Annotated in this window: 45 protein-coding genes and 1 pseudogene; 13 read left to right on the top strand and 33 right to left on the bottom strand. The window is 39.9% G+C overall.

Annotation, left to right across the window (positions count from 1 at the left end):
* Positions 1 to 418: 418 nt before the first annotated feature.
* From CALHY_RS01865 to CALHY_RS01835, 7 genes are all read right to left on the bottom strand, one after another.
* On the bottom strand, positions 419 to 745 hold the full coding sequence (locus tag CALHY_RS01865) for a hypothetical protein (protein WP_013402322.1): 327 nt from the start codon (positions 743 to 745) through the stop codon (positions 419 to 421).
* A 90-nt stretch (positions 746 to 835) separates the two neighbouring features.
* Complete coding sequence (locus tag CALHY_RS01860; RefSeq protein ID WP_013402321.1) at positions 836 to 1,153, bottom strand: hypothetical protein; 318 nt, start codon at positions 1,151 to 1,153, stop codon at positions 836 to 838.
* A 106-nt stretch (positions 1,154 to 1,259) separates the two neighbouring features.
* Entirely contained in the window at positions 1,260 to 1,574 is a 315-nt protein-coding gene (locus CALHY_RS01855) for a hypothetical protein (RefSeq protein ID WP_013402320.1), read from the bottom strand.
* Between the two features lie 41 nt (positions 1,575 to 1,615).
* The gene (locus CALHY_RS01850) at positions 1,616 to 1,954 is read right to left on the bottom strand and encodes a type II toxin-antitoxin system PemK/MazF family toxin (protein WP_013402319.1); all 339 of its coding nucleotides are present in this window, start codon (positions 1,952 to 1,954) and stop codon (positions 1,616 to 1,618) included.
* Positions 1,951 to 2,202, bottom strand: a complete 252-nt coding sequence (locus CALHY_RS01845) for a ribbon-helix-helix protein, CopG family (protein WP_013402318.1) — start codon at positions 2,200 to 2,202, stop codon at positions 1,951 to 1,953. The genes CALHY_RS01850 and CALHY_RS01845 overlap by 4 nt, the downstream gene beginning before the upstream one ends.
* Before the next feature lie 239 nt (positions 2,203 to 2,441).
* Positions 2,442 to 2,801, bottom strand: a complete 360-nt coding sequence (locus CALHY_RS01840; protein ID WP_013402317.1) for a helix-turn-helix domain-containing protein — start codon at positions 2,799 to 2,801, stop codon at positions 2,442 to 2,444.
* A 192-nt stretch (positions 2,802 to 2,993) separates the two neighbouring features.
* The gene (locus CALHY_RS01835; protein ID WP_013402316.1) at positions 2,994 to 3,179 is read right to left on the bottom strand and encodes a TA system antitoxin ParD family protein; all 186 of its coding nucleotides are present in this window, start codon (positions 3,177 to 3,179) and stop codon (positions 2,994 to 2,996) included.
* Between the two features lie 380 nt (positions 3,180 to 3,559).
* On the opposite strand from CALHY_RS01835, the gene CALHY_RS01830 reads away from it, so the two are divergent.
* From CALHY_RS01830 to CALHY_RS01785, 12 genes are all read left to right on the top strand, one after another.
* Positions 3,560 to 3,895 (top strand): putative transcriptional regulator, gntr family, encoded by a 336-nt coding sequence (locus CALHY_RS01830; RefSeq protein ID WP_013402314.1) that lies wholly within the window; start codon positions 3,560 to 3,562, stop codon positions 3,893 to 3,895.
* A 97-nt stretch (positions 3,896 to 3,992) separates the two neighbouring features.
* Positions 3,993 to 4,688: a hypothetical protein gene (locus tag CALHY_RS13270; RefSeq protein WP_013402313.1), complete on the top strand. Its 696-nt coding sequence runs from the start codon at positions 3,993 to 3,995 to the stop codon at positions 4,686 to 4,688.
* Positions 4,576 to 5,451 carry an ATP-binding protein gene (locus CALHY_RS01825; protein ID WP_238524593.1) on the top strand — a complete coding sequence of 292 codons (876 nt, stop codon included), beginning with the start codon at positions 4,576 to 4,578 and terminating at the stop codon, positions 5,449 to 5,451. Before CALHY_RS13270 ends, CALHY_RS01825 begins: the two co-directional genes overlap by 113 nt.
* Before the next feature lie 34 nt (positions 5,452 to 5,485).
* Positions 5,486 to 5,899 carry a hypothetical protein gene (locus CALHY_RS01820; protein ID WP_013402311.1) on the top strand — a complete coding sequence of 138 codons (414 nt, stop codon included), beginning with the start codon at positions 5,486 to 5,488 and terminating at the stop codon, positions 5,897 to 5,899.
* A complete protein-coding gene (locus CALHY_RS01815) occupies positions 5,899 to 6,153 on the top strand; it encodes a hypothetical protein (protein ID WP_013402310.1) in 255 nt (84 codons plus the stop codon). Before CALHY_RS01820 ends, CALHY_RS01815 begins: the two co-directional genes overlap by 1 nt.
* Positions 6,153 to 6,458: a DUF6809 family protein gene (locus CALHY_RS01810; protein ID WP_013402309.1), complete on the top strand. Its 306-nt coding sequence runs from the start codon at positions 6,153 to 6,155 to the stop codon at positions 6,456 to 6,458. The genes CALHY_RS01815 and CALHY_RS01810 overlap by 1 nt, the downstream gene beginning before the upstream one ends.
* 5 nt (positions 6,459 to 6,463) lie before the next feature.
* Positions 6,464 to 6,955, top strand: coding sequence for a hypothetical protein (locus CALHY_RS01805; RefSeq protein ID WP_041723083.1), 492 nt, complete (start codon positions 6,464 to 6,466; stop codon positions 6,953 to 6,955).
* 127 nt (positions 6,956 to 7,082) lie between these two features.
* On the top strand, positions 7,083 to 7,343 hold the full coding sequence (locus CALHY_RS01800; protein WP_148222331.1) for a hypothetical protein: 261 nt from the start codon (positions 7,083 to 7,085) through the stop codon (positions 7,341 to 7,343).
* A gap of 22 nt (positions 7,344 to 7,365) precedes the next feature.
* The gene (locus CALHY_RS01795; RefSeq protein ID WP_013402306.1) at positions 7,366 to 7,656 is read left to right on the top strand and encodes a hypothetical protein; all 291 of its coding nucleotides are present in this window, start codon (positions 7,366 to 7,368) and stop codon (positions 7,654 to 7,656) included.
* On the top strand, positions 7,634 to 7,867 hold the full coding sequence (locus CALHY_RS01790) for a hypothetical protein (protein ID WP_013402305.1): 234 nt from the start codon (positions 7,634 to 7,636) through the stop codon (positions 7,865 to 7,867). The genes CALHY_RS01795 and CALHY_RS01790 overlap by 23 nt, the downstream gene beginning before the upstream one ends.
* A complete protein-coding gene (locus CALHY_RS13700; protein ID WP_013402304.1) occupies positions 7,864 to 8,007 on the top strand; it encodes a hypothetical protein in 144 nt (47 codons plus the stop codon). The genes CALHY_RS01790 and CALHY_RS13700 overlap by 4 nt, the downstream gene beginning before the upstream one ends.
* Before the next feature lie 5 nt (positions 8,008 to 8,012).
* On the top strand, positions 8,013 to 8,774 hold the full coding sequence (locus tag CALHY_RS01785) for a radical SAM protein (protein ID WP_013402303.1): 762 nt from the start codon (positions 8,013 to 8,015) through the stop codon (positions 8,772 to 8,774).
* A 33-nt stretch (positions 8,775 to 8,807) separates the two neighbouring features.
* Here the strand turns inward: CALHY_RS01785 and CALHY_RS13370 are convergent, their stop codons facing one another.
* The 15 genes from CALHY_RS13370 to CALHY_RS01715 form a co-directional block, all read right to left on the bottom strand.
* Positions 8,808 to 8,945 carry a hypothetical protein gene (locus tag CALHY_RS13370; RefSeq protein WP_174299045.1) on the bottom strand — a complete coding sequence of 46 codons (138 nt, stop codon included), beginning with the start codon at positions 8,943 to 8,945 and terminating at the stop codon, positions 8,808 to 8,810.
* A 181-nt stretch (positions 8,946 to 9,126) separates the two neighbouring features.
* The gene (locus CALHY_RS01780) at positions 9,127 to 9,390 is read right to left on the bottom strand and encodes a hypothetical protein (RefSeq protein ID WP_013402302.1); all 264 of its coding nucleotides are present in this window, start codon (positions 9,388 to 9,390) and stop codon (positions 9,127 to 9,129) included.
* Between the two features lie 101 nt (positions 9,391 to 9,491).
* Positions 9,492 to 9,668: a hypothetical protein gene (locus tag CALHY_RS13620; protein WP_158304223.1), complete on the bottom strand. Its 177-nt coding sequence runs from the start codon at positions 9,666 to 9,668 to the stop codon at positions 9,492 to 9,494.
* Positions 9,669 to 9,745: 77 nt separating this feature from the next.
* Entirely contained in the window at positions 9,746 to 10,762 is a 1,017-nt protein-coding gene (locus tag CALHY_RS01775; RefSeq protein ID WP_013402301.1) for an RRXRR domain-containing protein, read from the bottom strand.
* 432 nt (positions 10,763 to 11,194) lie between these two features.
* Positions 11,195 to 11,629, bottom strand: coding sequence for a hypothetical protein (locus tag CALHY_RS01765; protein WP_013402300.1), 435 nt, complete (start codon positions 11,627 to 11,629; stop codon positions 11,195 to 11,197).
* A 74-nt stretch (positions 11,630 to 11,703) separates the two neighbouring features.
* Entirely contained in the window at positions 11,704 to 11,880 is a 177-nt protein-coding gene (locus tag CALHY_RS13615) for a hypothetical protein (protein WP_013402299.1), read from the bottom strand.
* Between the two features lie 65 nt (positions 11,881 to 11,945).
* The gene (locus tag CALHY_RS01760; protein ID WP_148222330.1) at positions 11,946 to 12,425 is read right to left on the bottom strand and encodes a hypothetical protein; all 480 of its coding nucleotides are present in this window, start codon (positions 12,423 to 12,425) and stop codon (positions 11,946 to 11,948) included.
* Positions 12,426 to 12,430: 5 nt separating this feature from the next.
* Positions 12,431 to 12,730, bottom strand: coding sequence for a hypothetical protein (locus tag CALHY_RS01755; protein WP_041723079.1), 300 nt, complete (start codon positions 12,728 to 12,730; stop codon positions 12,431 to 12,433).
* A 42-nt stretch (positions 12,731 to 12,772) separates the two neighbouring features.
* A complete protein-coding gene (locus tag CALHY_RS01750; protein ID WP_013402297.1) occupies positions 12,773 to 13,252 on the bottom strand; it encodes a hypothetical protein in 480 nt (159 codons plus the stop codon).
* Between the two features lie 54 nt (positions 13,253 to 13,306).
* Entirely contained in the window at positions 13,307 to 13,483 is a 177-nt protein-coding gene (locus tag CALHY_RS13695) for a hypothetical protein (protein WP_013402296.1), read from the bottom strand.
* Between the two features lie 53 nt (positions 13,484 to 13,536).
* Positions 13,537 to 13,800, bottom strand: coding sequence for a hypothetical protein (locus CALHY_RS01745; protein ID WP_013402295.1), 264 nt, complete (start codon positions 13,798 to 13,800; stop codon positions 13,537 to 13,539).
* 9 nt (positions 13,801 to 13,809) lie between these two features.
* On the bottom strand, positions 13,810 to 14,343 hold the full coding sequence (locus CALHY_RS01740) for a hypothetical protein (protein WP_013402294.1): 534 nt from the start codon (positions 14,341 to 14,343) through the stop codon (positions 13,810 to 13,812).
* 535 nt (positions 14,344 to 14,878) lie between these two features.
* The gene (locus tag CALHY_RS01730) at positions 14,879 to 15,442 is read right to left on the bottom strand and encodes a hypothetical protein (protein ID WP_013402293.1); all 564 of its coding nucleotides are present in this window, start codon (positions 15,440 to 15,442) and stop codon (positions 14,879 to 14,881) included.
* Positions 15,439 to 15,948 (bottom strand): hypothetical protein, encoded by a 510-nt coding sequence (locus tag CALHY_RS01725; protein ID WP_148222329.1) that lies wholly within the window; start codon positions 15,946 to 15,948, stop codon positions 15,439 to 15,441. The genes CALHY_RS01730 and CALHY_RS01725 overlap by 4 nt, the downstream gene beginning before the upstream one ends.
* A 356-nt stretch (positions 15,949 to 16,304) precedes the next feature.
* Positions 16,305 to 16,538, bottom strand: a complete 234-nt coding sequence (locus tag CALHY_RS01715; protein ID WP_408605140.1) for a hypothetical protein — start codon at positions 16,536 to 16,538, stop codon at positions 16,305 to 16,307.
* A gap of 242 nt (positions 16,539 to 16,780) precedes the next feature.
* Here CALHY_RS01715 and CALHY_RS01710 point away from each other — a divergent pair, with 242 nt between their 5' ends.
* Positions 16,781 to 17,101 carry a hypothetical protein gene (locus CALHY_RS01710; RefSeq protein WP_013402290.1) on the top strand — a complete coding sequence of 107 codons (321 nt, stop codon included), beginning with the start codon at positions 16,781 to 16,783 and terminating at the stop codon, positions 17,099 to 17,101.
* A gap of 241 nt (positions 17,102 to 17,342) precedes the next feature.
* Here CALHY_RS01710 and CALHY_RS01705 read toward each other — a convergent pair whose 3' ends face one another.
* The 11 genes and pseudogenes from CALHY_RS01705 to CALHY_RS01665 all read right to left on the bottom strand — a co-directional run bounded on the left by CALHY_RS01705 (position 17,343) and on the right by CALHY_RS01665 (position 23,355).
* Positions 17,343 to 17,780: a hypothetical protein gene (locus CALHY_RS01705; RefSeq protein ID WP_013402289.1), complete on the bottom strand. Its 438-nt coding sequence runs from the start codon at positions 17,778 to 17,780 to the stop codon at positions 17,343 to 17,345.
* A 163-nt stretch (positions 17,781 to 17,943) separates the two neighbouring features.
* Positions 17,944 to 18,312 (bottom strand): hypothetical protein, encoded by a 369-nt coding sequence (locus tag CALHY_RS01700; RefSeq protein WP_013402288.1) that lies wholly within the window; start codon positions 18,310 to 18,312, stop codon positions 17,944 to 17,946.
* A gap of 148 nt (positions 18,313 to 18,460) precedes the next feature.
* Positions 18,461 to 18,739, bottom strand: coding sequence for an HU family DNA-binding protein (locus CALHY_RS01695; RefSeq protein WP_013402287.1), 279 nt, complete (start codon positions 18,737 to 18,739; stop codon positions 18,461 to 18,463).
* 150 nt (positions 18,740 to 18,889) lie between these two features.
* A pseudogene (locus tag CALHY_RS13830) lies at positions 18,890 to 19,063 on the bottom strand (IS200/IS605 family accessory protein TnpB-related protein); the annotation flags it as partial.
* 7 nt (positions 19,064 to 19,070) lie between these two features.
* Positions 19,071 to 19,298 carry a hypothetical protein gene (locus tag CALHY_RS01690; RefSeq protein ID WP_013402286.1) on the bottom strand — a complete coding sequence of 76 codons (228 nt, stop codon included), beginning with the start codon at positions 19,296 to 19,298 and terminating at the stop codon, positions 19,071 to 19,073.
* Positions 19,299 to 19,334: 36 nt separating this feature from the next.
* Positions 19,335 to 19,730 (bottom strand): hypothetical protein, encoded by a 396-nt coding sequence (locus tag CALHY_RS01685; protein WP_013402285.1) that lies wholly within the window; start codon positions 19,728 to 19,730, stop codon positions 19,335 to 19,337.
* Positions 19,731 to 19,888: 158 nt separating this feature from the next.
* Entirely contained in the window at positions 19,889 to 21,040 is a 1,152-nt protein-coding gene (locus CALHY_RS01680; RefSeq protein ID WP_013402284.1) for a Druantia anti-phage system protein DruA, read from the bottom strand.
* Positions 21,041 to 21,141: 101 nt separating this feature from the next.
* Positions 21,142 to 21,462 (bottom strand): hypothetical protein, encoded by a 321-nt coding sequence (locus CALHY_RS01675; RefSeq protein WP_013402283.1) that lies wholly within the window; start codon positions 21,460 to 21,462, stop codon positions 21,142 to 21,144.
* Between the two features lie 122 nt (positions 21,463 to 21,584).
* Positions 21,585 to 21,737, bottom strand: coding sequence for a hypothetical protein (locus tag CALHY_RS13690; RefSeq protein ID WP_013402282.1), 153 nt, complete (start codon positions 21,735 to 21,737; stop codon positions 21,585 to 21,587).
* 16 nt (positions 21,738 to 21,753) lie between these two features.
* Complete coding sequence (locus tag CALHY_RS01670; protein ID WP_013402281.1) at positions 21,754 to 22,521, bottom strand: S1 RNA-binding domain-containing protein; 768 nt, start codon at positions 22,519 to 22,521, stop codon at positions 21,754 to 21,756.
* 33 nt (positions 22,522 to 22,554) lie between these two features.
* Entirely contained in the window at positions 22,555 to 23,355 is an 801-nt protein-coding gene (locus tag CALHY_RS01665) for a radical SAM protein (RefSeq protein WP_148222327.1), read from the bottom strand.
* Between the last annotated feature and the right edge of the window lie 2 nt (positions 23,356 to 23,357).

Below are 23,357 nucleotides of genomic sequence, written 5' to 3'. Positions count from 1 at the left end.
CAGCTTTTTGCTGTAGTAGTTTCTATTTTTACATTTTTGTAGACACATTCTGAATACAGTTTTCCTACTTGCTTTTATTATACACTCAATTTTCAGATTTTGCAACATAGTTTGAAAGCAGGTTTTTCAAGGGTTTTGACTTCTGGCACAAACCTTGTATGGGCTTTTGAGGCAGCTGTTTTGTAGCTAATATGACTTTTTTCTGTCGCATCCTTGTGTAATCGTTTACAATCTCCTTTCCCATCCTGCTTCTTGTTCTGGTACTCAAGGCCTGTCCCAAAAGCCATTTTCGGGTTTGGCTACTGCCTGCAATCTAAGAGTATATCTGGTTTTTTGCCACATACCAGAGCCCGCTGCGGGCTTTTGAGATGATCTGGTCTGTTTCTGTCAAAAAACAAAGCCCTGAATTTCTCAGGGCTTATCTTTGTTGCTGTTTGCGGCGGTTTTCCATAACTATCTCTCGTACTGATTTGTAGTTCGGGTCTTTTTTCTTCTGTTCACTTACATTTACAGCGTCGTATGGGAAATAAAATGTTACAACGTATTCATCTTCTGAAATTCTCTCAACTATTGCGGTTTTGCCGTCGCCAACAAAGCCTTCATGGTCGTTTATAGCTATTTCACATTCTTTAAGGCACTCAAGTACAAATTGCCGAATTTCTTCTTGAGTGGGCATGTCTTCAATATCTTTGTATTTTTCAGGGTCAAAATCTTTTGAAAATGTGATTCTGGGTTCTTTATTCATCTATCATCTCTCCTTTTCATTTTTTCGTAGAGAAAGCAAAAGGGCAGGATATGCTTGCTTTCTCTACCACCAACCTGCCCTTTCGCCTATTTACTTTTCTTCCCAGACGTCTATTACCTCGGTACCTTTCTTGGGTTTCGCTATTTTGTTAAGCAGCGTGATAATCTCTAAGCATATCCACTGTCCGCCTGCTACAACCCTGACAAGCACTGACTTGCCACGGGTGTGGTTTCTAACCCAGCACTTTGTGCCACTTTTGAAATCAAGAAGTCCGCAGGCAAGTTGTAATGTTGCTATCACATCTTCTACTGTGAACAGCCTTTCCACTTCTCTTTTTGTGGAGTGTTTTGACCAGTCGAGATAGCACTCCAGACCATCTATTGTGATTTCGTCTGGATGGTACAACATCTCCAAACTCCCCCTGACCGCAAACTTGTTTTTGGCGAACTGCCAATGCGGTAGGGGGAGTTTGTGATGCAACAGGGGGAGTGGAGATGTTGTTTGCTATTATTATTTATACCACGCTTTTTGAAAATACTGCACAGAAATTTTTCTTTTCAAAACACAAAAGCCCTGGCTGTTTTGTCACCAGGGCTAACTTTTGCTTGCCAACTTTTATTTTTACATTTTTGTAGACAGCTTTTGAACATAATTTTGCCTGACTGATTTTATTATACACCACGTTTTTAAATTTTGCAACAACGATTCTGGAAGTTTTGCCTGCTCCTTGTGAGTCCGGAATGTATCTGGTTTTTTCGAAATATCGCTGAGTTCTATTTGGGCTTTTGTTTTGACCTTTTGCAGTTACAGTTCCCGGAATCCTTTGCAACTAAGCCGTCATTCCGGATAGCGAACACCAGTCAGCTATCTCTACAACCCCAGTAGAATCTTTATTTTCTCTTCCAGTTCCTTCATTTTCGCTTCTGGTAGTTTTCCTATCTTTTTTACAAGTCTTTCTTTTGAAATTGACCTTATATCTTCTGGTTTTGCGAAAGATATTTTTGCAAGTCCGCTGTTTTCGGGCTGTATTTCTACGTGCAGCGGTATATTTTTGTTCTTGCTTGTGATTGGTACAACGACCACTAGATCAGCGGGACATGAATTGAATTCATCGACTGAGATTATTACTGCCGGGCGAATACCGCTCTGTTCATGTCCCCGTGTTGGGTTTAAATCTACGAGCCATATTTCTCCTCTCTGTGGGTTCATTTTTCAATCCCATCCTGCAAGGTATTTTCCCACAGTTTCCTTTCTTCAATTTCTTCCTGCCATAGTTTGTTATTTTCTTTCAGGGCGGCAAAAGCTTCTGCGGTTTTAGAAAGGATAATCTTCTTTTTGTACTCAGAAAGAGCTTCCTGAATTATTTTCTGCATTGGTCGATTGAGCTCTTGAGAAAGTTTTTTTAAACCTTCATATGTTTCGATATCCACTCTTACTGTTGTGGTTTTGTTAAGCATACGCTCATCTCCTGTAGATAGTTTTGTCTACTTGATAGTATACCACCTGAAGAGAAATTTGTAAAGGGTTTTTATTGTTACTGACGGACATTTGTTCGCTATTTCAATGTAACCGTTTACAATCTTTCTTTCCTGTTTTTCTCCACTGTGCAGCTGCAGAGGTATCTCGAAAGCCCTTTTCGGGTTTGCACACAGTCTGCAATCCCAGGTCTGTCAATGGTTTTGAGATACATCTAACTCTATCTATTCAACCTTTTTGCTATTTGCTTCAACAGTTTCAAATCTTCTTCCTGCAGATTTTGAGCCAGCAGCAGCAATTCTTTTATATCATCAGATGCAGGTTCTTTGTTTACATCTGCCGGGGTCTGCAGTTTGTCTTTTGTGTCTTGCTTTTCTGTAGAGCGCACATCAGTCCTGCACAGTAGATAATCTATGGTTACTCCAAAGAAGTCAGCAAGCTTGTTTAGAGCTTCTGGTGTTGGTTCACGGGACCCATTTTCGTAGTGTCCAATGGTTCTTCCGCTCACATTAAGGACTTTACCAAGTTCCTCTTGACTCAGTCCTCTCTCAAGTCTTAGTTCTCTTATTCTGTTCTTCACCCTGGACACCTTACTTTGGTAAATTTTCGAAAGCTGAAGGTTCTATCTTGCCATTTTCCTCTTCCCATGTTTTTATATACTGCTCAATCAAATACTCTTCACTTTTTGCAATTGTGTTTACCATCCGGCCAACTTCTTTCACAACTTGCAAATTATAGTTTATTATACGTTCCAGAAGTTAAAAGGAAAAATTTATTCAGTTTTTTCTTCATCAATTTTTATTTCACCATGCTTAGCTTCAAATTCTTCGACACATTGCTGAATCAAATATTCAATCTGAGCATTAATTGAACGTTTATTTTTTTCAGCAACCACTCTAATTTTATCAAGTAAAGTTTCATCTATTCGCAATGTATATGCCTTTTTATAGTCAGCCATTTTATCACCTCATATCTATTCTGATATCAAAATTATATCAAAATGCCAACAACATAAAATAGTTGCAATATGACATCAAAATATAGTTGACTACAAAATAATATCATGCTATAATCATAAGCAAAGGCTATAAAATGATGTCATTATGCAACCATCAGACAAATAAACACAACGGGGTGAGTTAAAAGTGTATATGTCATCCAAAAACAAGAGGATAGCTTTAACCATTAGGCTGACTCCAGAAATGAATGAAAAATTAACAGAAGTAACAAGAAAGATGGGAATATCAAAGAATGCTTATATCAAGATGTTGTTAATTAATGCTTTACAAATATTTGACAAGTCAGCTTAATTACTGCACAGTAAGGAGTGTAACAAAAATGAGTATACTGAAAGAAATTGAAGCATTTGAAATCTGGTTGGAAGCCAATTCGCTTTCTCCTTTAGCACAGTTGTTATGGTATAAATTAACATCAATTAAAAATCATTTAGCAGAAACAGAATGGTTTCCAGTAAGCAATCGAGAACTCATGACAAAGACTTGCATTTTATCTGAGCATACCTTAATTGAGGCGAGGAATGAATTGAAAAAAGCTGGACTAATTGATTTCGTTTCTGGAAAGAAAGGGCAACCGACTCTTTACAAGCTTAACTCTGTCTCAAATTTATTACAAGAAAACCCTGCAGAAAATACAGTGCAAAAAAATACACTGTAAAAAATACACTGCAAATTTTGCAGTAAATTACGATGACTCAAATTCTGATACTGATGACAACACAGAAATAAATACTGCACAAAATACACTGCAAAAAATGCAGTGTAAAAAATGCAGTGAAAATTTTGCAGTAAAAGAAAGCGAGCAAGAGTCTGTTAGCCCAGTAGACTCCCGCTCTCAAACCACTTTGCAAAACCAAAGCCCGCAAAACGACAAAGATATAAATATCTTTGAAGACAATAATAACAGTCAAGATAATAAACTAACTAACGTTAATAATCAAGATAATTTAGAGGTTTTAGAAGATAATAAGTTAACTAACGTTAACACAGAAGTGGGTTTGAAGGAACAGGGAGCTACTGGGAAAGATGTAAACAACCTACTACCGGCAGTAAACAACAGGCAGTTAATAGCCGACCTTGTTAGACGATTTGAAGAGATTACGGGCAGGCATGATGACAGGTTTTATCCCCTGCTGGGGCAGCTTTATAACCGGTATGGTTATGCGGAAGTTTTGTGGGCACTTAGCAGACTTGAGTGGGGACTTAAGAACAAAAAGATTGAAAAGCCTGAAGGATATCTCATCAATGTTTTGAAAAACAGCAACGATAAGAAAAAGGAGAGTGAGGCGGATGGAAAGCGTAAGAAAGATAACAGAAGATATGGTGAGCTCCCACCAGATGACCCGTACTCAATCATCAAACCAATCAGGCTTGGAAAACAGCCAGATCCTGATGTCGACCCGTATGCATCACTCCCCGTTATTCGACTTGGACCAAGCAGCACAGCGTGAAGAAGTATGCCCTGTATGTGGCAGCAAGCTCTGGACTGAAGTTGAGATTTTTGGTGTGATAAGAAAACTTCCGTGTGCGTGTGAATGTCAGAAGCAGGAATATGAAAAACAGCAACAGTTGCAGGAAGCAAGAGAAAAGACTTTAAGACTTGAGAGATTGAGAAGCTTTTCGCTTATGGACAAGAAATTTGAATCGTGCACTTTCGAAAATTTCAAAATAGACTCTGAAAATGAGCAGTTTTACCGTCTTGCAAAAAACTACTGCGAGCAGTTTGAAGAGATGAAAAAGCAAAATGTGGGACTTTTGTTCTATGGTCCGCCGGGAACAGGGAAGACGTTTCTTGCGTTTTGCATTGCAAACTATCTCATTGAAAGGTTCTACCCTGTTATTGCGGTATCCATGATAGGTTTTCTTGCAAAGCTCAAACAGTTATATTCACTCTCTTCCGGTGAGATGGAGATTGAAGTTTTAAACAATTTTAAAAATGCTGATTTGATAGTTTTAGATGATCTTGGTGCTGAGAGTTCTACTGGCTGGGCTGTGGAGAAGCTGTACATGCTTGTGGATATGCGGTACCGTGATGAAAAACCACTGATTGTAACCACAAACTATGGTCTTGAAGAACTGAAAGAAAAGCTTGGAATTCGCATTTTTGACAGACTTATAGAGATGTGCTGTCCTGTAGAGATTGGAGGCACATCCAGAAGGCTCAAATCTGCTTATCAGAAAGCTCAAGTTGTGAATAAACTTCTGGGAGAGTGATAGACAATATCAAGGCAAACAGGAGAAGAACTTTTTGAAAATTTGTTTTGTGATTTGGAGTGTGGTTTTAATGATTTTAAAACTTGAAGATGTAAAGCGTTGTAAGGAAATGGAGTTTGACGTTACAACTGCAAAAGAGACTGTCTGTCATACATATGACAAAGACATAATCAAAAATTTGTGTGAAACAGCAGAGTATCTTTACAGCAGAGTGCTGGAAACACGGGAATTAAAACTGATTAGAGATATTTTATGTACTATTTCTGTGGAACAGCGCAATTTGAAAGATACACTCAAGAAAGAAGCATCTAAATTGCTAAGAAAAGGTCTGAAAGAAGCAGCAAACTATGCAGATACAATGGCTTTTATTGTGGATTTAAAACTTTGTGAGATTGAAAAATTAATCGCTAAAAATGAAGAAATTCTTTCAAAGGAGCGTGGTGAATAATGCCGTACGTCTATTTCAGGGTAAGCGAGCAGGCAAAATGGGGTGTTGATGAGAATGGTAATTATGCGCCGGTGTATTCAAAAATTAAAATTAACCAGTCTGTTGACACAGCTGAAAAGGTAGAAGCTCTGCGTGAGCTGCTGGCAAATGTCATGCACATTAAAAAAGAATACATCACTGTGATTGACAGAGAAGAATACATGCAGAACGTTGATGACGATGAAGATTTGGGAGATGAGGAGTGTGATGAGTAATGCCGAAACAGATAATAGAAGAGCTTGTGGAGAACCTGATTTATGATGCAGTTGTTGAGTATCGTGAAGAGCTTGAAAACAATCAGGAATGGTGCAGGGCAAAAGAAGAGTTTGAGAGTCTTGTCAGGGAGATAAAGGAAAACATTGATCCTTTGACTTCAACTGTTGACGCTGGTGAGAAAATGCGCAAGCTTATCAATCAACTGCTGGACAGACACATATACCTTATCAATCTTGCTGAACTAAATGCTTACCGGAATGGTTTTCATGATGGTGCGAAGTTGATTTTGATGTTTCTGGGGTGATAGCAGTGAAAAATAATCTGGAGAAAATTTTAAAAAGTATCTCACAAAACCCGCTGGCTCGTGTTTGTGAACATTATGGTGTTATAACCAATGGGCACTTTGCTATTCTTTCGGAAGCTATACCGGATAGTATTAGAAAAAAACTTTGCAGACCGGGTCATCACGTCCCGGCACCTTTTATTAAAAACATCAGGAATAATATTTTAAAAGCAAGGTCAGTGTCTCTCAGAAGGGAATGTATTGTGAGATTTGACCCCACCAGTAGCAAAGATGGTATTGTTTATATGACTTTGAATGAGTCAACTTTTGTAGCATATTCGCAGTTGTATTATGAGTTTATTCTACTTCTTGGCTGTGTTCTGTATCATGATGTTGAGAAAAATTGTGGTTATATTGTTCAAAAGAGTACACGGGAAATTACAGGTTTGCTGATGCCGGTTGTTGTGCCGGTTATAATAGCAAAAGTTGGGGCGAAAAACTACTGCGAACTGAAATAAGAATCGATTCGATGAGGTGTTTAAGATGAGTAAGTACTTGGTATGCTCTGCAGTAATGCTACTAGGCATAGTAATTTGTTTATTCTGTAGCTACTATACTATTTCTTTTCTTGCTAGAGTAGACCAAATGTTTCCGGACGACCAAGAAATTTTAGAACTTACAGGCAAAATTAGACATAGAATGTTAAGTGATATGATTCTTTGCTTTATTGCCTTCATTATTTTTGCAGTTTTAATATTAATTGGCATAATAAATTTTATCATAGGAATAGTTCTTCTGGCAGCATTCATGTGGGGAATAATGAACATTATAGATTCCACTATAATTTGTTATAAAGTCAAGTCAAAACATTTTAAACAAGTTCACGAACGCAAGAACTTTAGGTAATAACTACTGGGGGGATGTTGATATGAGCGAAACAAGGTTTTGCTGTCACTGTGCCGGTGAGTTGAGAAAAGAAAGTACAACAGTTGGACTTGGTTTTTACAACGTACCTATCTGGATAAAAAATGTGAAGGTTGATGTTTGCAGCAACTGCAAAGTACGGCATTTTGATGCTGCTTTATTGGACCTGATTGTAAAGTTAGCCAGAGAACTGCGTCAGACCAGTGATGAGCTGGGACTCAAAATTAAAAATGTTGAGATTGAATTTGAGATGGAAAAGGAGGATAATAAAGATGTTTATAAAAAAGTTGAATGATGATGTTCTGAGAGTTATTGGACAGTTGTACTCAATTGTTGCAGACGATTATGCAGATAAGGCATACAAGGAAGTTAAAGGGATTAAAATTCTTGTCTATAAAGCGGAAGGTGATGCAAATCTGGTAAGAATTGATATCAAGAAAGTAGAAGGCGAAATAAGTGGAGAGAGTTGTCAGGAAACAAAGCAGGGGGAGGTGAGGGAGGAATGAAAGATTTTTGTTTGCCGTATACTGCAGCAAAGGAAAGAAAACAGGAATACTCAAAAAGGATGATGAAGAAAAAGTTTTTAGAAGCATGTCTTCTAAAAAGAAGAATGCGAAGAACTGAAAAGTATAGTTCTTGGAGATGATAAAGATGGAAAGAGTTATCAGGAAACAACTACTGTACAGAACCGGTGTTGAATACGGCGACTATGCCCTGAACCATGTTCTTGGCTGTGCTCACGGTTGCAAATATCCCTGCTATGCTTTTTTGATGAACAAGCGCTTTAGAAGCATTAACTATGATGATTGGGTGAAACCAAAACCGGTAGACAACACGATTGAGCTTTTGGAAAAGGAGTTGCCAAAACTCAAAGGGAAAGTCGGATACATCAACATGTGTTTTGCTACAGACCCTTTTATGTACAATCATCCGGAAATCACAAAATTGTCATGTAATGTAATAGCACTTATCAATTCTTTCGGAATTCCTGTGCGTACATTAACCAAAGGCGTATATACACCGGATGTAGCAAAAGTTACAAACCATCCGGAGAACTGTTTTGGTATAACACTTGTATCACTGTCAGAGGATTTCAGAAGAAAATATGAACCGAACGCAGCACCTGTCAATGAAAGGCTTAGAAGTCTTTTTGCAATGCACAAATGCGGTTTCAAAACGTGGGTCAGTATCGAGCCATACCCCACTCCGGACATCATTGAGCAGGACATAGATGAGTTCCTTGAAAGTATTGGTTTTGTAGACAGGATAGTGTTCGGGCGCTGGAACTATGGCAGGCTCAACTATCCAGAACAAGGGAAATTTTATCATGAAATGGCTTCAAAAGTGATTGAGTTTGGAAAGAAGAAAGGAATAGAAATTGTGATTAAGAAGGAAGTTGTGATTTCCGGGTGAAAGGAAAGGCAGGGTTTTTGTACCCTGCCTTTTTTAGTGGTGATTTAGTATCATCTGTGGAATGATTATAGCCGCAATTATGTCGGCAAAACCCATCAGAAGTGCTGCTATTATGCCGACAGTGTTCCAGCGAAAAGTATTTTTGATGTCGGCAATTTCGTTCCTAATCATAGCAATTTCGTTTCTGACACTGCTAAATTCTCTGGCATTTTCGCTCTTGAGATCAGCTATCTCATTTCGCAGTTCTGCTCTGAGTTCATCGTTATCCCCAACTGTTGCCCACCACCCTTATCCCCCCTTTGCCAACTTTTATTTGGCAAACTACCAGGGCAAAGGGGAGTTTCTATTTTGATTATACCACAGTCACTCCCCTTTTGGAAAAATTAATTTTGTTTTTGCCGAAAACTTCTTCTAAGGCATGTGGTCCAATCTGATACATGCTGTGGTAATATTTGAGCTTCTCGGCAATTTCAGCAGTGTCTTTGTATGAGAATGCTCTTTCTACTGCATCTGCTGGCAGGGTTTGCAGGATATTCTTAATCTCTTCAACTTGAGATAGCAGATATTCTTTGTACTTTTCCAGAAAAACTTCTATTTCTTTCTGTGTGATACTCATTTTTTTTATCCCCTTTCGTTTTTTTGCCAACCTTATTTTGCAAACAACTGCAGGCAAGGCTGCAGCCTTGCCTGAGTAAGTGTTTTATGCCCTACAGTCTTTCATATTTCCTCTTTGCAGCGGAAATAGTAATGTCCGCCTGCATCATATCTTTCCAGAAGCATGTCAAAGAGCACGCTTGTTTTTAAAACTTGTATTATGTCTTCGTTACCGCTCCAGCCCAGAGTGTGGTATCCCCAGACTTTTTTCTTTTCTCCTCTTACTTCTACTTCTTCCACTCCTACAGCATCATAGTGTGTTGCGGTTGGACACCCCTCAATTTATTGAGGGGAGGAAAACCGCTTACCTCCCTTCTTTACAGCTCTTTGTATTTGTATCTCCATGAAGCAAAGCAAATAAACTTACAATCGTCCGGGTTAGCTTGTTGTGTGAACCTTTTACCAGTGTTAATATCATGCAGACTTAGTTTACCGTTCATATGTCCACCAACATAGCAAAGTCCATATTTTGGATGTTTAACATAACTGCCCCTTTTAAAACCAAGTGACCTTGTCCCGCCATACCTCCTGCGAATGCCACCCTTATCGAACTGTAACATATGCAACTGTCTTCGGTGGAAACGCAATGGTATAATGACTAGCAACTCTGTGTTGTCTGGTTGAACATGCCCGCCAGTACACCAGTTGGCTAAACACCATGCATCAACGCAGTGTGACTCAAAAGTTTCTTCTAATTTTTTGCTTGTTTTCTTCAATCCATAGGATTCCCTTAATTGTTTTGTTTCTCTGCCTTCCTTTATATGCACCTTCCCCAACCTGGACAACTCTGCATAAAACCAGTTTTTCCCCGTTTCAAGAGGTGAAAACGATTCATTCCACCGTTTCTGTCCTAGTTTTGTAACAGCCTTAATGTCTTCGACTACAAAGTCAGTTATAGGGAAAATTCTTGTTAACCACTTAACTATTCTCAGTTTCCATTGCCATCGTGCTTTCGTTGACGGAGGTAAGTCTTTATTCTTACGATTGTTAAATCTAACTGGACGTCTACGTGTCTTACGATACCTTCTGGCTCTACGCATGTTACGTCTCGTTTCTACAGCACTTTTTACATGCGTTACGGCATAGGCCTGAATATTAAGATACGTATGTGCTTTTGATTTAACTGAATACCCTTCCATTTTAGAACCAGGGTCAATTCCCAAAGCTACTGGTTGTTTATATCTTGCAGAAGGTTCTATATTGAGCCTCACACAGAAGATTCCCTTGCTCCAGAATGGAGTAGCCTTACCGGACTTAATCCAACGTCTTGCCCGTGACGGTTTTGTAGGCATCAATGGATTGCCATCTTTATCAACTACAGGAACAAACCTCATGTGGTAAACCTCCCTGGCGGAGTGTGTTCAACCCTTCGGTCATGTCCAGCAGGCTTAGCACGGCAAACCGTGCGTGGGATTGAGCGGTTCTCCCGTAGAGCCTGGAGCCAGGGTGGCACTCCAGGGTACTTGGTAGCCCGCTGGACGTAGCGGTTTGGTTACCGCTTGACCTAGTCAACCGTTGCCTTGCTACCGCCATCGCAAGCCCCCGAATTTATTCGGGGGTGGTTGACTGCCATAGTAGTTTTCCTGCAACGCTTCGTAAAAAGCTTCTATTGCCTCTTGCAGATTTTCGCTGTTAACTTTTTTCTTTAGTTTCCTCAAGGACCTCGCCGTTGGATAACCGTCTCTGTTCCACTTGATTATCACTCTGAACACCCCTTCGCTAACCGTATTTAGCAAACTACCACAGGCAGGGGAGTAGACCCTGCCTCAGTAGGCGTACATCTCTACAAACATATCATTGATACTGCCAAGGTCGGTATCGAGTGCTCTTTCTATTGCTTCTATTGCTTGTTTATTCGGCGTGCGTTCAAACTGCTGGGTCAGTTTGTAACATTCAACAAAACCGTCGGGTGTTCTGATAATGCTAAATAATACCCTGTTCCCTTTAAGTTCCAGCATAGTACCATCAAATCTTGCTTCTATAAGTTTGATTATGTCTTTTTCGGGGTATGGTTTGCCTTTGCCATACCCATTTTTGTAGGAATTGCCTTTGCTGAGCTTGCCATTGATTGTTTTCCATACCTGTCCCCAGTTGAGTTTTTGAACAGGGTACTTGGGGTTGAAGAGTTCTTCTAGTGTTGCCAGAAAAGCATCTTTGACTTCTTTCATGTCTTTGACTTCTTTCTCCAGCATATCAGACATGGCAAACCCTCTCCCTTCCTGCAAACTTTTCTTTGCAAACTGCCAGAGAAGGGGAGAGGAGAGACAACTAAAATTTACTCTTCATCTTCAGTTTCCGACACTTTTTTGTAATATAACCTCTCCCTTACATCATCCAAAAAATCCTCAATTTCATCTTTCGTTAACTCTTCTCCACAGTTGGAACAAAATATTCTCACGCCACTTTCAAAAGAAACCGTAAACTCCCTCTTGTTGCATGCCCAACAATTCATATGCAAATTACCCTCCCCTGCCAACTTTTTATTTTGCGAACTTCCAGGGCAGGACATTGTCCTGCCTACTCGTCAAAAACAAGCAATAACTTATCCTCGTAGAATGGCAAGCAATCAGACAGTTTGTTTCTTCCAAATGCTTTACATATTAGGGGTGATAGTTTGGGAATAGATAGTTCATGAGTTTGTTTCTTTGTTTTGTCCCAAAAGTAGGTGTTCAGTAACATGGCATCATTTTCATCGAGTCCTGATAGCGTGGTTTTAATGAAGTTTGCAAGTACTTTTTCGTCCCGTGGGTCTGCCACAAAAGTAAAAGCTGCATAGTCTTCCCATGTGTTCTCGTCTGTTCTGATTGTTATGTCCACGTCTATGCCTTCGGGTAAGAAAGGTCTAATCTTTTCTGCAAGTTTTTCTACGCTTATTAAAACTCTCATGTTGATACCTCCCTGCAAACTTTTCTGGCAAACTTCTAAAAAAACATAAAAACCCTGTGCTGTTTTTAAAAGTGTCTGAACAAACGGCACAGGGCAAACTGTATTATGCAAACTTCTTATAACACCAACCACCAAAAATCTATCATTTTCTTAGTGTTTGGAAATACCAATTCTTCTTCCGGTTGGTACTGGCTCAAAAGTTGTCTTTCCAAAGTTCTTTCTTTCCTGTGTGTGATTTGTTTTACTACTTTCTTTCTACTGGAGTAGAAATATATTTTCGGCTTGCTTAACCCGATTTTCCACCACGGCAGAAATTTTCTCGTTCGGTGAGGCTTGTGTATTATTTTCTGGTGCCTCTGTTCAGCTCTTTTCATCTTTTTCTGCAGGTGTTCTTTCCAGGTTACTTCTTTTATCACGCCAACCACCTTCTTTGCAAACTTCCGAACCACTGGCAGAGCTTATAACCCTGCCAGTAGCTTTTGAATTTTTTGCTTGATTTCTTGTTTTTCCCTGATTATCCCGAGTACCTTGTTCTGGACTGCTGTGGTATTTTCTGTGTAGCAGATTGACGCTACATTTTCGTGCATTTCTGCAACTATGATGTACTTTGTTGTTAGAAGTTTCTGCGGGTACTTTTCAAAAACTTTCCATATTTGCAGTTCAAAGAACTCAAATCCATCCACTTCTTCGATTTTACTATTCTGGTGTACAAGGTACGTTTTTTGTTGACGTTCAAAATCGTACGTCCATATTGTCCCACCGAGTGGCCAGTTGTCCTGTACCGGTTGTGCCCAGTAGGCAAGATCATATATCAGGTCTTCTGCTTCATATATCGCTATAACCGGCAGTTCCTCTTTTTCAAAGTAGTCAATAAATTTCCTAATTTCTTCGCTAATTTCTTCTTTTGTAACAGGACGTTTGTGAATAAGAGTATTCATTTTTATATCACCCCTGCAAACTGTATTTGGCAAACTGCCAAATGGGAGATAATACTACTTCCGGGGGTATACCAGCTTTCCCTGGCAATCGTACACATAAACTGCTATAACGTCAACATGTTCCTTAAGTTCAGGAAATCTTATAGCTGTTTCCAGGTCGTCGTAGGTTCCCGCCTGAATTGGACCGTAGTACCCATCGGAAGTGTACCCCACGACAATTGTTTCGTACATCTTCATCATCCTCCTGCAAACTTTTTTCGGCAAACTGCCAAGAGGGAGGAAGACTATCTCACAGGACGAAGCACACCGTAGTATACTGTCTGTCCCTGCTCGTTGACAATGCGGTAACCGATGTAACTGCCAGGAACATAAGAACATCTCTCAACTAGCTCTACTGGCTCGACGTTCCAATTCTCAGGAATTCTCCAGTGTCTTCTAATCCACTCAATCCTGCGGGAGTCCTCCTCAGTTCTTCTCGAACTCGTATGGATAACCCCTGTGCATTTTTCTCTCTCCCCTTCTGCAAACTTTATTTTGCCAACTTCCATGGCAAGGGTTTAAACCCTTGCCAGCCGCAGTAGCAAACGTCTAAAAATGTTTGCCCTGCGTGCAGGCGCGGGCAGAGCGAGTCTGGTTCCTTGTAGCTTTTCCTTGAATTCATCAAAAAAGTGTTTGTTTAGCTTCTTTTTTTCCGTTTTAATTATTCTTTCTATGCTGTCTATGGGAGTAATGACATAGGTAGGTGCTTTGTCAAGGTAATAGTCTTCATCTTCATCAAGCCACCTTTTTTGTTCGTATTTCTGTACGATTGCAATAATATTTTTGATTGTTTCATCTGGCAGAAGCGCAATTACTGTGACTATATCATCATAATCCACTCTTGGTACACTCAGACCAAGATCCATCAGCCTTTTTGCGTAAGTATACGCGTAGTCTTCAAGTTCCTTTACATGACCGTTAGAGAAGACAATAAATGTTGTCTTACGGTAATAAGGGGCTACTGGGGATACTGCCCTGTAAATTTTCTTGCCATCATCTAGTTTCGCTCTGCCCTTTCTGCAGTACATCTTATAAAGTGTATTTACATCCATGACAAACTAACCTCCCTGCAAACTTTGATTTGCAAACTACCAGCTGTGGGGGCAATAAAAACGAAAAGCCCTGAGAAGGAAGTTTCTACTTCCTAACTCAGGGCTAACTTTCATTGGCAAACTTTGATATTTGCTTTCTGTTTTTATTATACCACAAAAACTTTTGTTTGCAACAACTTTTTGCTACTGGGCAGGAAAGTTGCTCTGGGCTTTCGAGCAGGCTTTTTCTTGGCCTCACCGTTGCAAAAGTCCAAAACCTGCTTTGTGATTGCCTTCTAACTTTAAACGAACATTTGTTCGTTATTGTCAATTTCCCCTTTGAAAATTATGTTTTTCCTTTCCGAGCTGCTGCGGTCGGCTGGCTCAAAAGCCCGGATCGGCATCTTCATGAGCTTGAGACCTTGTATTGATCTGGGCTTTTTGAAAACACCCGGTTCTTGAAATTGGAGTTTAGAGTTCAGCATATACACCCCACAAAAAATACCCATGAAAGCAGTTGCTTTTGCCCTACATTGAACAATTTTTGCATTAGGAGTTATTCTACATCCTCAGGTGGTTCATCTACTTCCCTCTCTGCTCTCAGCCATTTTTTGAATTCCGCTCTGCGTACTGCCTCTTCCCATTCAATTCTAAAAAGTTCTTTTCTCAACCGCTCTGTGAACTCCTGCACGCTTGTCTCATCCTTCACATTAACGTTTTGTCCCAGTTCTCTTGCCATATGCAGCAGTATTAGTTTTCCAAGGTATCTCAGGACCACACAACCTATGAATGTGTCAACTGACATTCCCCTGAGGTTTTCGTACCACTTCTGGAGCACACCATCGTACTTTGCGTCCAGCAGAGCTTTCCTGAACAGGTCTTTCCCACCCAGTTTCCCTTTTGTCACGGCTGCTGTTTCCGAGGCACACGTGTAGAGTGGCGTACAAAAAGCACATTCGCAGTCGTACAGCGACAACAGTGCTGAAAGCAGAGAAGAACCTGAATACTCATGGAGAAGGATGCTTAAAATATCTCCCACACAAAATCTTTCGTCTATATTCGATTCCATGTGCTTGTCTGGAAGCTTTCTTATCATTTTCTCGACTTCTCTGCTCTTCACTGCTGTTGCCCACCTCCTGCAAGGTAGTAACCGTACTTTCTCATGTACATGAAAAAGTCGCTAAATGCTTTTTGTTCATCTTCATAGACAACTCTGTCGGGGAATAGTCTTAATACTTCTCCGCCTGTCTTCCTTGCCAGCTCAAAAGCAGTATCGTGTACTTTTCTCCATACATCACGCACTACATAGCACACAAGCAGTTTTATGAACGCTTCAACTATCTCTCCTCTGCTGTACAGCAACTCAATGAGTTTTTCATCATCTTCAAGAGTTTTTTCAACAACCATTTCCGCAATCCTGTCCGAGTACCCTAGCAGTCCCAGTCTTGCCTCAAAAGTTTTGCACTCTTTTTCATCAAATTTCATGCTAAATGCTTTCAAGTACTGTTCGTAAAATTGTTTGTCATCTTTTATGTCTTCTGTGAAAGTACTATACACTGCCCTGTCAATTTCGGTCAGTCCCTGCATTTCACCAACGCACCTGTCCCAGAAATCTTTCACGTTCACTCCTATCCCCCCTTCTAAAATACCCATGAAAGCGGTTGCTTTTGACTTACATTGAACAATTTTTGCATGAAAGGTATTTTTATATTACCTGAATATTTGCAATGCGATTTTTGAGCCTTTATTTGTTTTGCAAATTTGCAACTGTCAAAAACCCTTGATTTTGCTGCGTTTCTGGCTTTTTGTGTTTCCTGTCCGGGCTTTTGAGTTGACCTGCCCCAGACTACACAGGCAAAAAACTGCTTTTCATGTGCTTGGCTTTTTGATAGCGAACAAATGTTGACCTTTCTCTGGAACTGTTCCAAACATGAAGTTATGAATCTTCTGGCAGGGGATGGCTGCATGAAAAGCCCGGCTGACTAAATGTCAAATTCAAAATTCTCCACTGTACAGCCATCTTTGGTGCATATAAACATAGGTCCTATTTCGCCACGCAGATATTGAATTCGCATCTTCAGTTTAATTGTGACATTGTACACTTCGCAGTTCAGAAAGTCTTTGCAGTTCGGTTTCTTTTTGTTGATCGGGATGTCATTGTTCAGATAATCACATTTCAAACATTGTCTTCTTCGCAGCTCATCCAAGAAAATCATCTCCATATTTTTAACATAAATTTTTGTTTCCCTCTTAAGTTTTTCTCAAAAAAATCTTTAACTTTTTGTTAAATTTAATTTCCAGTTTTTTGGGCTTATAACCGTATACGTTTGAGCAGAGCGTATGATTTTTTGATACGTATTCCCCAGAGCGAATACCCCCCATCAGAATGCTCCCTGCAGTAGTAGGTGCAGCAGAAATTATTAATAATTAGAAAAATTTTTTATGGAGGTTTTCTGCGATGATAAAGAATTTTGATTTTGACGAAAAGAATTTTAAGAACAACACAGAAAACATCAAGAAGTATCTTGAAAAACTGATTGAATTGCATAACAAAGAACAGGAGTTCTTGGTAAAAACTTCGGACTGCTACACGGCAGACAAAATACTTGTGGTCAGGGTCGTAGAGATCCACATGAAAAAGAATCCGATTATCTTCTGCAGGGGTAGGAGCACGCATCCTAACTCGCAGGAGCGGCCCTGCACCCTTCATGTGACTGACATAAAGGCCATGACGTATGATGAAACAAGGAAGAAGTGGCTTCTTGAGTTGAAGAATTAAAGCTAATGCCGTTTCATTTCCCGACAGTTTTGGGAAATAAAAAAGGGCAGGTTTTTTATAACCTGCCTGTTTTGTTTTTTTGTTGTTGTCCTTCCGCTTCCCTTTGGCACTCAGCCAAACAAAAGTTAACAGAAAAGGGGCTGGAAATATTTTTTTAGGAAGCAGAAGAACTGTTGAAGAGAAGTTAGTTAGCATGTTTATTATTATACTACCATTTTGGATTTTGCTACATGAATTTTTTCTACTTCACCATTATTGCTTTGCCCAGCCGTCTGCGAATATCTTTCTCCAGTTGCCCCTTGTTCTTTTTCAATAAACATTCTGCAAAAATGGAAAAGCAGCTATAATACATCTCTTCTGTTTGCCTTTTGTCAAGCAGTGCGGTTATCCCGTGCACCTGAACAAATATGTTGACTATGTCTTCTCTTACAGCGCTTTGCGCTGTTTTCTTTGATGCAACAAATAGTATCACATTGCCGTCTTTTGCTGCCTGTTTGATTGCCTCTTTTATATTGTCGGCGGATTCTGTTTTGATTGCATTGTCGCTTCTGTCATAATAAGCATAAGCATACTTCTCCCTGCCAAAATATGCGTCCCATAATGTCTCTGCAACAATGCTTATTATATCCGTCTCATCCGCCCATGAAGTTGCATCATAAATTCCTATTCCCCTTGCCATTTCAATTCCCCCTTAATCTTGCTAAAAACAAAAAAACCCTCAGTGTTTTAACAAACACCAAGGGTATACTTTCTTTAGCAATATTCTTTTTCCTGCAATTATATTATACCACTTTATCTGTTCTTTTATCAACTTTTTGTTCTGTTACTTATCTTGTATTCGTCTACAATAAAGAAGCGGAAAAATAAAAATTCAAGGTTCGCTTTCCTCTTTCACCAAAAACAACAGAAGGTGCAATGGTTACAATGTCTGCATATAGAACAGAAAAGTCGGTTACTGGTACAATGATAATATCAAGTTGTGATTTATTCTTGATATACGCTCGTACTCTGTTTCTCAGTTTTTGGACGAGTGTTAAATTATTCAAATCGAGAGTTGTTACAAACACCCTTGTTCGTTCGGGAAACAGGTACTGCTCAAACACGTGCACTCTTTCATATTCGTTGTATTTCTCATCATGGTATATGATTATTGTATCATCCTGGATTTTTTCCGGAAGACCAACTATAAGCCGGCAGTAAGAGGGAACCAATGTTTTCACCGCCTTTTCTGTTTTTCCAAGTACAAATCTTAAATACTCTTCAGTGTAAAGTTTTCAGGAGATACTACTTGTGGTTTTAGTCTGCTCAAATTTTGATATTTCTTAAATTTGAAAAAGGCAGGTTCCCATTTCCCTGCCCCTAGTCTGCAATTACAGCTCGCTTTAACATTTTGCCTGCCTTGAAAACAGGTACCTTTGTTGCCGGGATGATGATTTCTTCTTTTGTCTGCGGATTTCGACCTTTTCGTTCTGCTCGTTGCCTTACTTCAAATGACCCAAATCCTACAAGCTGGATCTTCTCGCCTTTGGAAAGAGCTTCTTGAATACTCTCAATTAGTGCGTTCAGTGCTTTCTCGCTGTCCTTCTTTGTGAGACCGCTCTTCTGGGACATTGCTTTGATAAGTTCTTCCTTGGACATTGATTATACACCCCCATCATTTGTTTTTATTTCAACAGGCGTGTTCGCCTGTTGCTCGTTAATAACAAACAGTGCTATTATCTTGACCTGGTCAACCAAACTGTGCAAAATTGCACAAGTTTGGTGGCTGGGGTATTTGTAGTCCGCCTTTCAGGCTTTCCCAGCCCCAGCAGGCGGTATTTGGGAAAGCCATAGCCCCTGTCCCAATAAACAGGAACTTGCGCCCTTTTAAGTGGGTCTCCCCACTTGTCCTGAAATCAAAAGCGATTTCAAGACAGACATATCACGCAGGACTCTGTCAGGGGAGAGTGGCGTTACCACCGCCTTGTACTCAACAAATTTTCTTTTGTGTTTTATCATTGTTACTTTTGTGAAATTTGTAAAAGTAATACATACTCAACACAAAACCAACAATACCTATGAATGCAAGGAAGAAACTAAAAGCCCGTACAGTGAGATAATACAGATTGTTATCTATACCACGCAGTAGAACAAGCATAACGAATATAGGTATTGATAGGAGTACACCAACAACCCAAACCAGAAATACATTCTTCACATTTATCCCCTCCTCTTTTTGCCCTTTTCGATAAACTTACCTTATGTTGTTTTTTACTTGTTGCTGACGTTTTTCTGCTACTATATCAAGTGTAAGCGTGAAAATGAATATTATGCTAAGCACTACAACCAGAGGCAAAGTTATATTAAGTTTGCATAACTCAGGGTTATATAGAAAAGACAGAGCAATGAAGATAAGAGGCGGTATTTCAATTGTGTAAAAGAGAAACAGCGTGCTCGTGTCTACTGGAAGTATAACCCTGACTATACCATCAATGAGTGCTATTATCCCAATTATTATTACCGTCAGTATCATCAGTTTTGGGTTCCTGTTGTATATATTTATAATCGCGCCCTTTTGAGATAGCATCGTTACTAAAATGCTGCAGCCGAGGAACACCTTTATCAAAATACTAATAATCCTTTTTTTCACCCTAATCACCTCCCTGCTCTAAAGCAAATACAACCGCTATTGATTATTTTCTTGAACAGGCATGATTGTCTGTTATCTCTTATTCCCAAGTAAATTATACATTTCTATTTAAAGTTATACCACGCTTTTAAAAAATTTCCCCCAGCTTTTTAAAAAACTCACAAAGACTTTGCTATGTCCTGCCACACCTGTTCTTTTCGCCATGCCTTCCATTCGGTGTCCCTTTTGCTTCTGGGCAAGCAATATCTCTCCTTCCAGTAACTTGCAAGGTCAGAAAACGGATAGTCGAAGTATTCGGGTTCAGTTGTATCAGGTGCTTTGACGTACTCCTGCAGGTTTTTAATCAGTGGAAACACGTATACTTCTCTCTGCACACCGTGGGTTACAAGTTCAACTTCAATCCCTTCTAATTTTAGCTGTCTTGCCAGTGCCTTTGCAAGTCGAAACTTGTAGTTTGGTCCGTTTCCGTAGCCACTTTTAACTTTCACACCCTTACTTTGCAGGTATTCTCTTGCTTTCTCGCACAGACTGCCGGTCAGGAACAGTGTACCCTGTCCTTCTGTGTACCCCACAGGTATGCAGATGAGATTGTCTTTGTATTTGACTCTATTATAGATGGAACTTCTGCCGTATGCTGATGTTGTGGTTAGCATGACGAGGTCTCCATCAATGTTGTTACCTTCTATCTCTGTTGTTTTGCCTTCATACTTTTTGCGATAAACCTCTCTAATTTCGTTTGAAACTGCTGCAAGGACCATGAGTTTGCCACCCAGCAGGAAATTATATGGCGGCAGGGCTCCCAGTGTGTATATGTCCATTGTGCGATTCAGTACTTTCAACTTTTCAGGTCCTTTTGAAAGTCCCAGGTATTCGTTTCTGGCTTTAAGCCCCAGTACTGGCGACTGTAACCCAAGTATGCCTATTAGTTTGCCGTTGAAATTATCAAACACCAGAAATTTTAGCCTTCTGCCGTACCCCTCTGTGTATGGCAAGCTCCAGGTAAATCGAGCTGTTTTGAATATGCTGTTCTGTGCATCGTTCTCTACTGGGATGAGCACAGGGTCTATTTTCTCAGGTTCTACTTCCCAACCGTCTGCGAAAAACATGTTTATTATCTTTTGTCCTTCGCTGAAAAGAAAATCTCTGTGCTTTTTGATTTCCTCGCATCTGGGGAGTTTATGAAGTTTTCTCATACTCTCTTTATCTGTTACATTTAAACACTTTTGAAACTTCTCAATCTCCTGGATAATCTCTTGCTTGAGAACTTCTGTATACTCAGCAAAGCAAAGTTGATATACTGCCATGCTCATCTGTAGTTTCTCCTTCTCTGGTTGCTATTATTGTTATACCACGCTTTCTCGTTTTTCCACCCCAAAAAAAACAAAAAGCTCTGGCTTTTGAGACCAGAGCTTTAATTTTCCCTGCTATGGATTACCAAAAATGTTTTCTGGTTTTTGCATGCAACAGTTCCGTCTGTACCTGCTAAAAACATTAGTATCTCACCTGTTATCATCGACTGAACATGCCCCGTCAGCCAGGTTTCATATCTGTATTTTGGTTTTTGAAACTTTTCTATAGTTACTGGAAAAGGTTTGATAAGTACTCCTTTACTGCCAGCCGGAAGTTTTTTTAACATTCTTAAAACTCTGTTTGTAAATCTGTCATCTTTCAATGTTTTTTCTGCCAAATGCAAATAATCGTCAATACTCTCAAACAAAATCTTTCGTGCCATGTTTACATCACTCCCTGTTAAAGTCTACAAAAACAAAAAGCTCTGGCTTTAAAAACCAGAGCTTTTGTTTTTACATTTCTGTAGATACATTTTTCTTGCATTTTACCCGACTACTGGATATATTATATCACTCTATGTCTTCTTTTGCAAGCTATTTTGATTTTGATAAGCAAAATCTGTGCTTTCGTTACAAAATCATCTACTTTCTTCTGCCATGCCGGTCTCTTGTCATACCTGTCCAGTAGTTCCCTTGCCGGTATGAGTTTCGTCTGCAATGTTATATCACCCCCCTTATCTCAATATTCGCTGTATCGTACCAAAAATCCTTCTCTTCTCAAGATCAATGCTCTGAATCTGCACCACCACTCTCGTCCCAATAGTTGGTATTTCCCTTGCATTTGAATACGGCGGACACAGGCACTGTTTACCATCATCCAGCCTGACTAAAAAACCAAAAGGAGCAATAGCGTCTACTGGGGCAACAAGTACTTGTCCTACCTGTACCGACGGTGGTGTGTCCCATGGGTTCGGGTATGCCTGCTTTACGCTTATTTTCGGTGGGTCTTTGCTTATCACCTTTGCCTTGACTCTGTCTGCTATCTTGAAATGTCTTCTCAAATCATTTGTGTAATTCCACAGCATTTCTTCTGCCGGTAGAGCAAATTCATAGCCTAACACTTCTATGAATGCATTTCTCGGCGTTACCCCTGTTACCCTGCCTTCAACAATATCACCTTCCTTTATTTTCTCCTGCCAGATTTTTCTTCGCTTCTCCATCGCTTTTACCCTTGAAATGTAAAATCTGCCATTCTCCTGGGCTACCACCACAAACTCAATTAGAGCACCGAGCAATGCATCTGCTTTGTTCTTTACCTGCTCCTGCAGTCCAAGTTCTGCCTCGTTACAGTACAGTCTCAGTCCTTTCCATTTCACAACCGCATACCATTTGCCGTTTTGCTGCTCTTTTGTTATCACTTCCCCCAGTAGAATCCTTCCTGTTTTTAAAGCCTGCTGAAGTTCATAAATTCTTTTGTCTGTTTTTATTTGCGTGCTTTGCATTTTACTTCTCTCCCTTCCTGCAAACTTGTTTACTTATATTGTCAATAATCCACTTTCTCCGTTCCAGTTTTTGCGTATCCCTATTTTGAGCACTGGATACGCTTCTCTTATCCGTCTTGCCATGTCTGTTACTTTTGTCAGTTCAGGTGACTTGAATTTACCAACTGCTTGCCCCTTGTATAGTCGTAGCGTCCAGTATAAGTTCGGATTAGCGCAGGATTTCAAAAACTTCGCTATTTCTATCAGTTCGCTTTCTTCTGTGTCATCGAATATTATCGTGCGCACTTCGACTGGAATATCGTACCACGATACCAGGCTTATACTCATCAGTGTATTGTTCAGGTATTTATTGCTTTTGTTCCCTGTCCCGGTAATTCTTCTGAACCTGTCTGGCCTTATGCTTTTTAAATCAATTGCCCAGAAATCTGTGTAGTCTATCAACTGCTGAACAAACTCCGGGTCTGACCCGTTGTGTGCTATACTGACCATACCCCCTTTCCTCTTCACATACTTTGCTATTGCCTTTGCAACTCCACCAAAACAGCACGGGTCACCGCCAGAAAGTCTTATTACATAGCCATGCATTAAATGTTCCTTAACTTTTTCTGCTATCTCACCTGTTTCGACCCATATACTGTCTTTGATATAGTTCCCTTCCTTTCTGTACCCATTTCTCTTGCAGTACGGACATGAATAGTTGCAGGCACCGAAAGACAGTATCTTCATCGGCAGTGGTGTAGTGGTATATCCTGTCTTCTCTAAAAAATGTGCATACCTTACTTCTTCAAATACTTCGCCCTTGTATGGTAGTACCGGGATCTTCAAGTAGTTCACCT

Origin of the sequence: Caldicellulosiruptor hydrothermalis 108 (genome assembly GCF_000166355.1) — a bacterium.
Taxonomy (GTDB): Bacteria; Bacillota; Thermoanaerobacteria; order Caldicellulosiruptorales; family Caldicellulosiruptoraceae; genus Caldicellulosiruptor; species Caldicellulosiruptor hydrothermalis.
Note: the sequence above shows the minus strand (reverse complement) of the source record. Positions and strands in the feature narration are given on the sequence as shown.

Excerpts from the sequence above, each read along its gene's own strand:
- CALHY_RS01775 (WP_013402301.1), bottom strand. The coding sequence starts at position 10,762 with ATGAGGTTTGTTCCTGTAGTTGATAAAGATGGCAATCCATTGATGCCT.
- CALHY_RS01710 (WP_013402290.1), top strand. The coding sequence starts at position 16,781 with ATGATAAAGAATTTTGATTTTGACGAAAAGAATTTTAAGAACAACACA.
- CALHY_RS13615 (WP_013402299.1), bottom strand. The coding sequence starts at position 11,880 with ATGAATTGTTGGGCATGCAACAAGAGGGAGTTTACGGTTTCTTTTGAA.
- CALHY_RS01860 (WP_013402321.1), bottom strand. The coding sequence starts at position 1,153 with ATGTTGTACCATCCAGACGAAATCACAATAGATGGTCTGGAGTGCTAT.
- CALHY_RS13695 (WP_013402296.1), bottom strand. The coding sequence starts at position 13,483 with ATGTACGAAACAATTGTCGTGGGGTACACTTCCGATGGGTACTACGGT.
- CALHY_RS01705 (WP_013402289.1), bottom strand. The coding sequence starts at position 17,780 with ATGGCAAGGGGAATAGGAATTTATGATGCAACTTCATGGGCGGATGAG.
- CALHY_RS01845 (WP_013402318.1), bottom strand. The coding sequence starts at position 2,202 with ATGCTTAACAAAACCACAACAGTAAGAGTGGATATCGAAACATATGAA.
- CALHY_RS01825 (WP_238524593.1), top strand. The coding sequence starts at position 4,576 with ATGACCCGTACTCAATCATCAAACCAATCAGGCTTGGAAAACAGCCAG.
- CALHY_RS01790 (WP_013402305.1), top strand. The coding sequence starts at position 7,634 with ATGTTTATAAAAAAGTTGAATGATGATGTTCTGAGAGTTATTGGACAG.
- CALHY_RS01765 (WP_013402300.1), bottom strand. The coding sequence starts at position 11,629 with ATGTCTGATATGCTGGAGAAAGAAGTCAAAGACATGAAAGAAGTCAAA.
- CALHY_RS01815 (WP_013402310.1), top strand. The coding sequence starts at position 5,899 with ATGCCGTACGTCTATTTCAGGGTAAGCGAGCAGGCAAAATGGGGTGTT.
- CALHY_RS01740 (WP_013402294.1), bottom strand. The coding sequence starts at position 14,343 with ATGGATGTAAATACACTTTATAAGATGTACTGCAGAAAGGGCAGAGCG.
- CALHY_RS01745 (WP_013402295.1), bottom strand. The coding sequence starts at position 13,800 with ATGGAAGTTGGCAAAATAAAGTTTGCAGAAGGGGAGAGAGAAAAATGC.
- CALHY_RS01850 (WP_013402319.1), bottom strand. The coding sequence starts at position 1,954 with ATGAACCCACAGAGAGGAGAAATATGGCTCGTAGATTTAAACCCAACA.
- CALHY_RS01810 (WP_013402309.1), top strand. The coding sequence starts at position 6,153 with ATGCCGAAACAGATAATAGAAGAGCTTGTGGAGAACCTGATTTATGAT.
- CALHY_RS13700 (WP_013402304.1), top strand. The coding sequence starts at position 7,864 with ATGAAAGATTTTTGTTTGCCGTATACTGCAGCAAAGGAAAGAAAACAG.
- CALHY_RS01795 (WP_013402306.1), top strand. The coding sequence starts at position 7,366 with ATGAGCGAAACAAGGTTTTGCTGTCACTGTGCCGGTGAGTTGAGAAAA.
- CALHY_RS01835 (WP_013402316.1), bottom strand. The coding sequence starts at position 3,179 with ATGGCTGACTATAAAAAGGCATATACATTGCGAATAGATGAAACTTTA.
- CALHY_RS01680 (WP_013402284.1), bottom strand. The coding sequence starts at position 21,040 with ATGAGCATGGCAGTATATCAACTTTGCTTTGCTGAGTATACAGAAGTT.
- CALHY_RS01800 (WP_148222331.1), top strand. The coding sequence starts at position 7,083 with ATGTTTCCGGACGACCAAGAAATTTTAGAACTTACAGGCAAAATTAGA.
- CALHY_RS01750 (WP_013402297.1), bottom strand. The coding sequence starts at position 13,252 with ATGAATACTCTTATTCACAAACGTCCTGTTACAAAAGAAGAAATTAGC.
- CALHY_RS01830 (WP_013402314.1), top strand. The coding sequence starts at position 3,560 with ATGAGTATACTGAAAGAAATTGAAGCATTTGAAATCTGGTTGGAAGCC.
- CALHY_RS01675 (WP_013402283.1), bottom strand. The coding sequence starts at position 21,462 with ATGGCACGAAAGATTTTGTTTGAGAGTATTGACGATTATTTGCATTTG.
- CALHY_RS01780 (WP_013402302.1), bottom strand. The coding sequence starts at position 9,390 with ATGAGTATCACACAGAAAGAAATAGAAGTTTTTCTGGAAAAGTACAAA.
- CALHY_RS01670 (WP_013402281.1), bottom strand. The coding sequence starts at position 22,521 with ATGCAAAGCACGCAAATAAAAACAGACAAAAGAATTTATGAACTTCAG.
- CALHY_RS13270 (WP_013402313.1), top strand. The coding sequence starts at position 3,993 with ATGCAGTGTAAAAAATGCAGTGAAAATTTTGCAGTAAAAGAAAGCGAG.
- CALHY_RS01785 (WP_013402303.1), top strand. The coding sequence starts at position 8,013 with ATGGAAAGAGTTATCAGGAAACAACTACTGTACAGAACCGGTGTTGAA.
- CALHY_RS01715 (WP_408605140.1), bottom strand. The coding sequence starts at position 16,538 with ATGATTTTCTTGGATGAGCTGCGAAGAAGACAATGTTTGAAATGTGAT.
- CALHY_RS13370 (WP_174299045.1), bottom strand. The coding sequence starts at position 8,945 with ATGATTAGGAACGAAATTGCCGACATCAAAAATACTTTTCGCTGGAAC.
- CALHY_RS01695 (WP_013402287.1), bottom strand. The coding sequence starts at position 18,739 with ATGTCCAAGGAAGAACTTATCAAAGCAATGTCCCAGAAGAGCGGTCTC.
- CALHY_RS01865 (WP_013402322.1), bottom strand. The coding sequence starts at position 745 with ATGAATAAAGAACCCAGAATCACATTTTCAAAAGATTTTGACCCTGAA.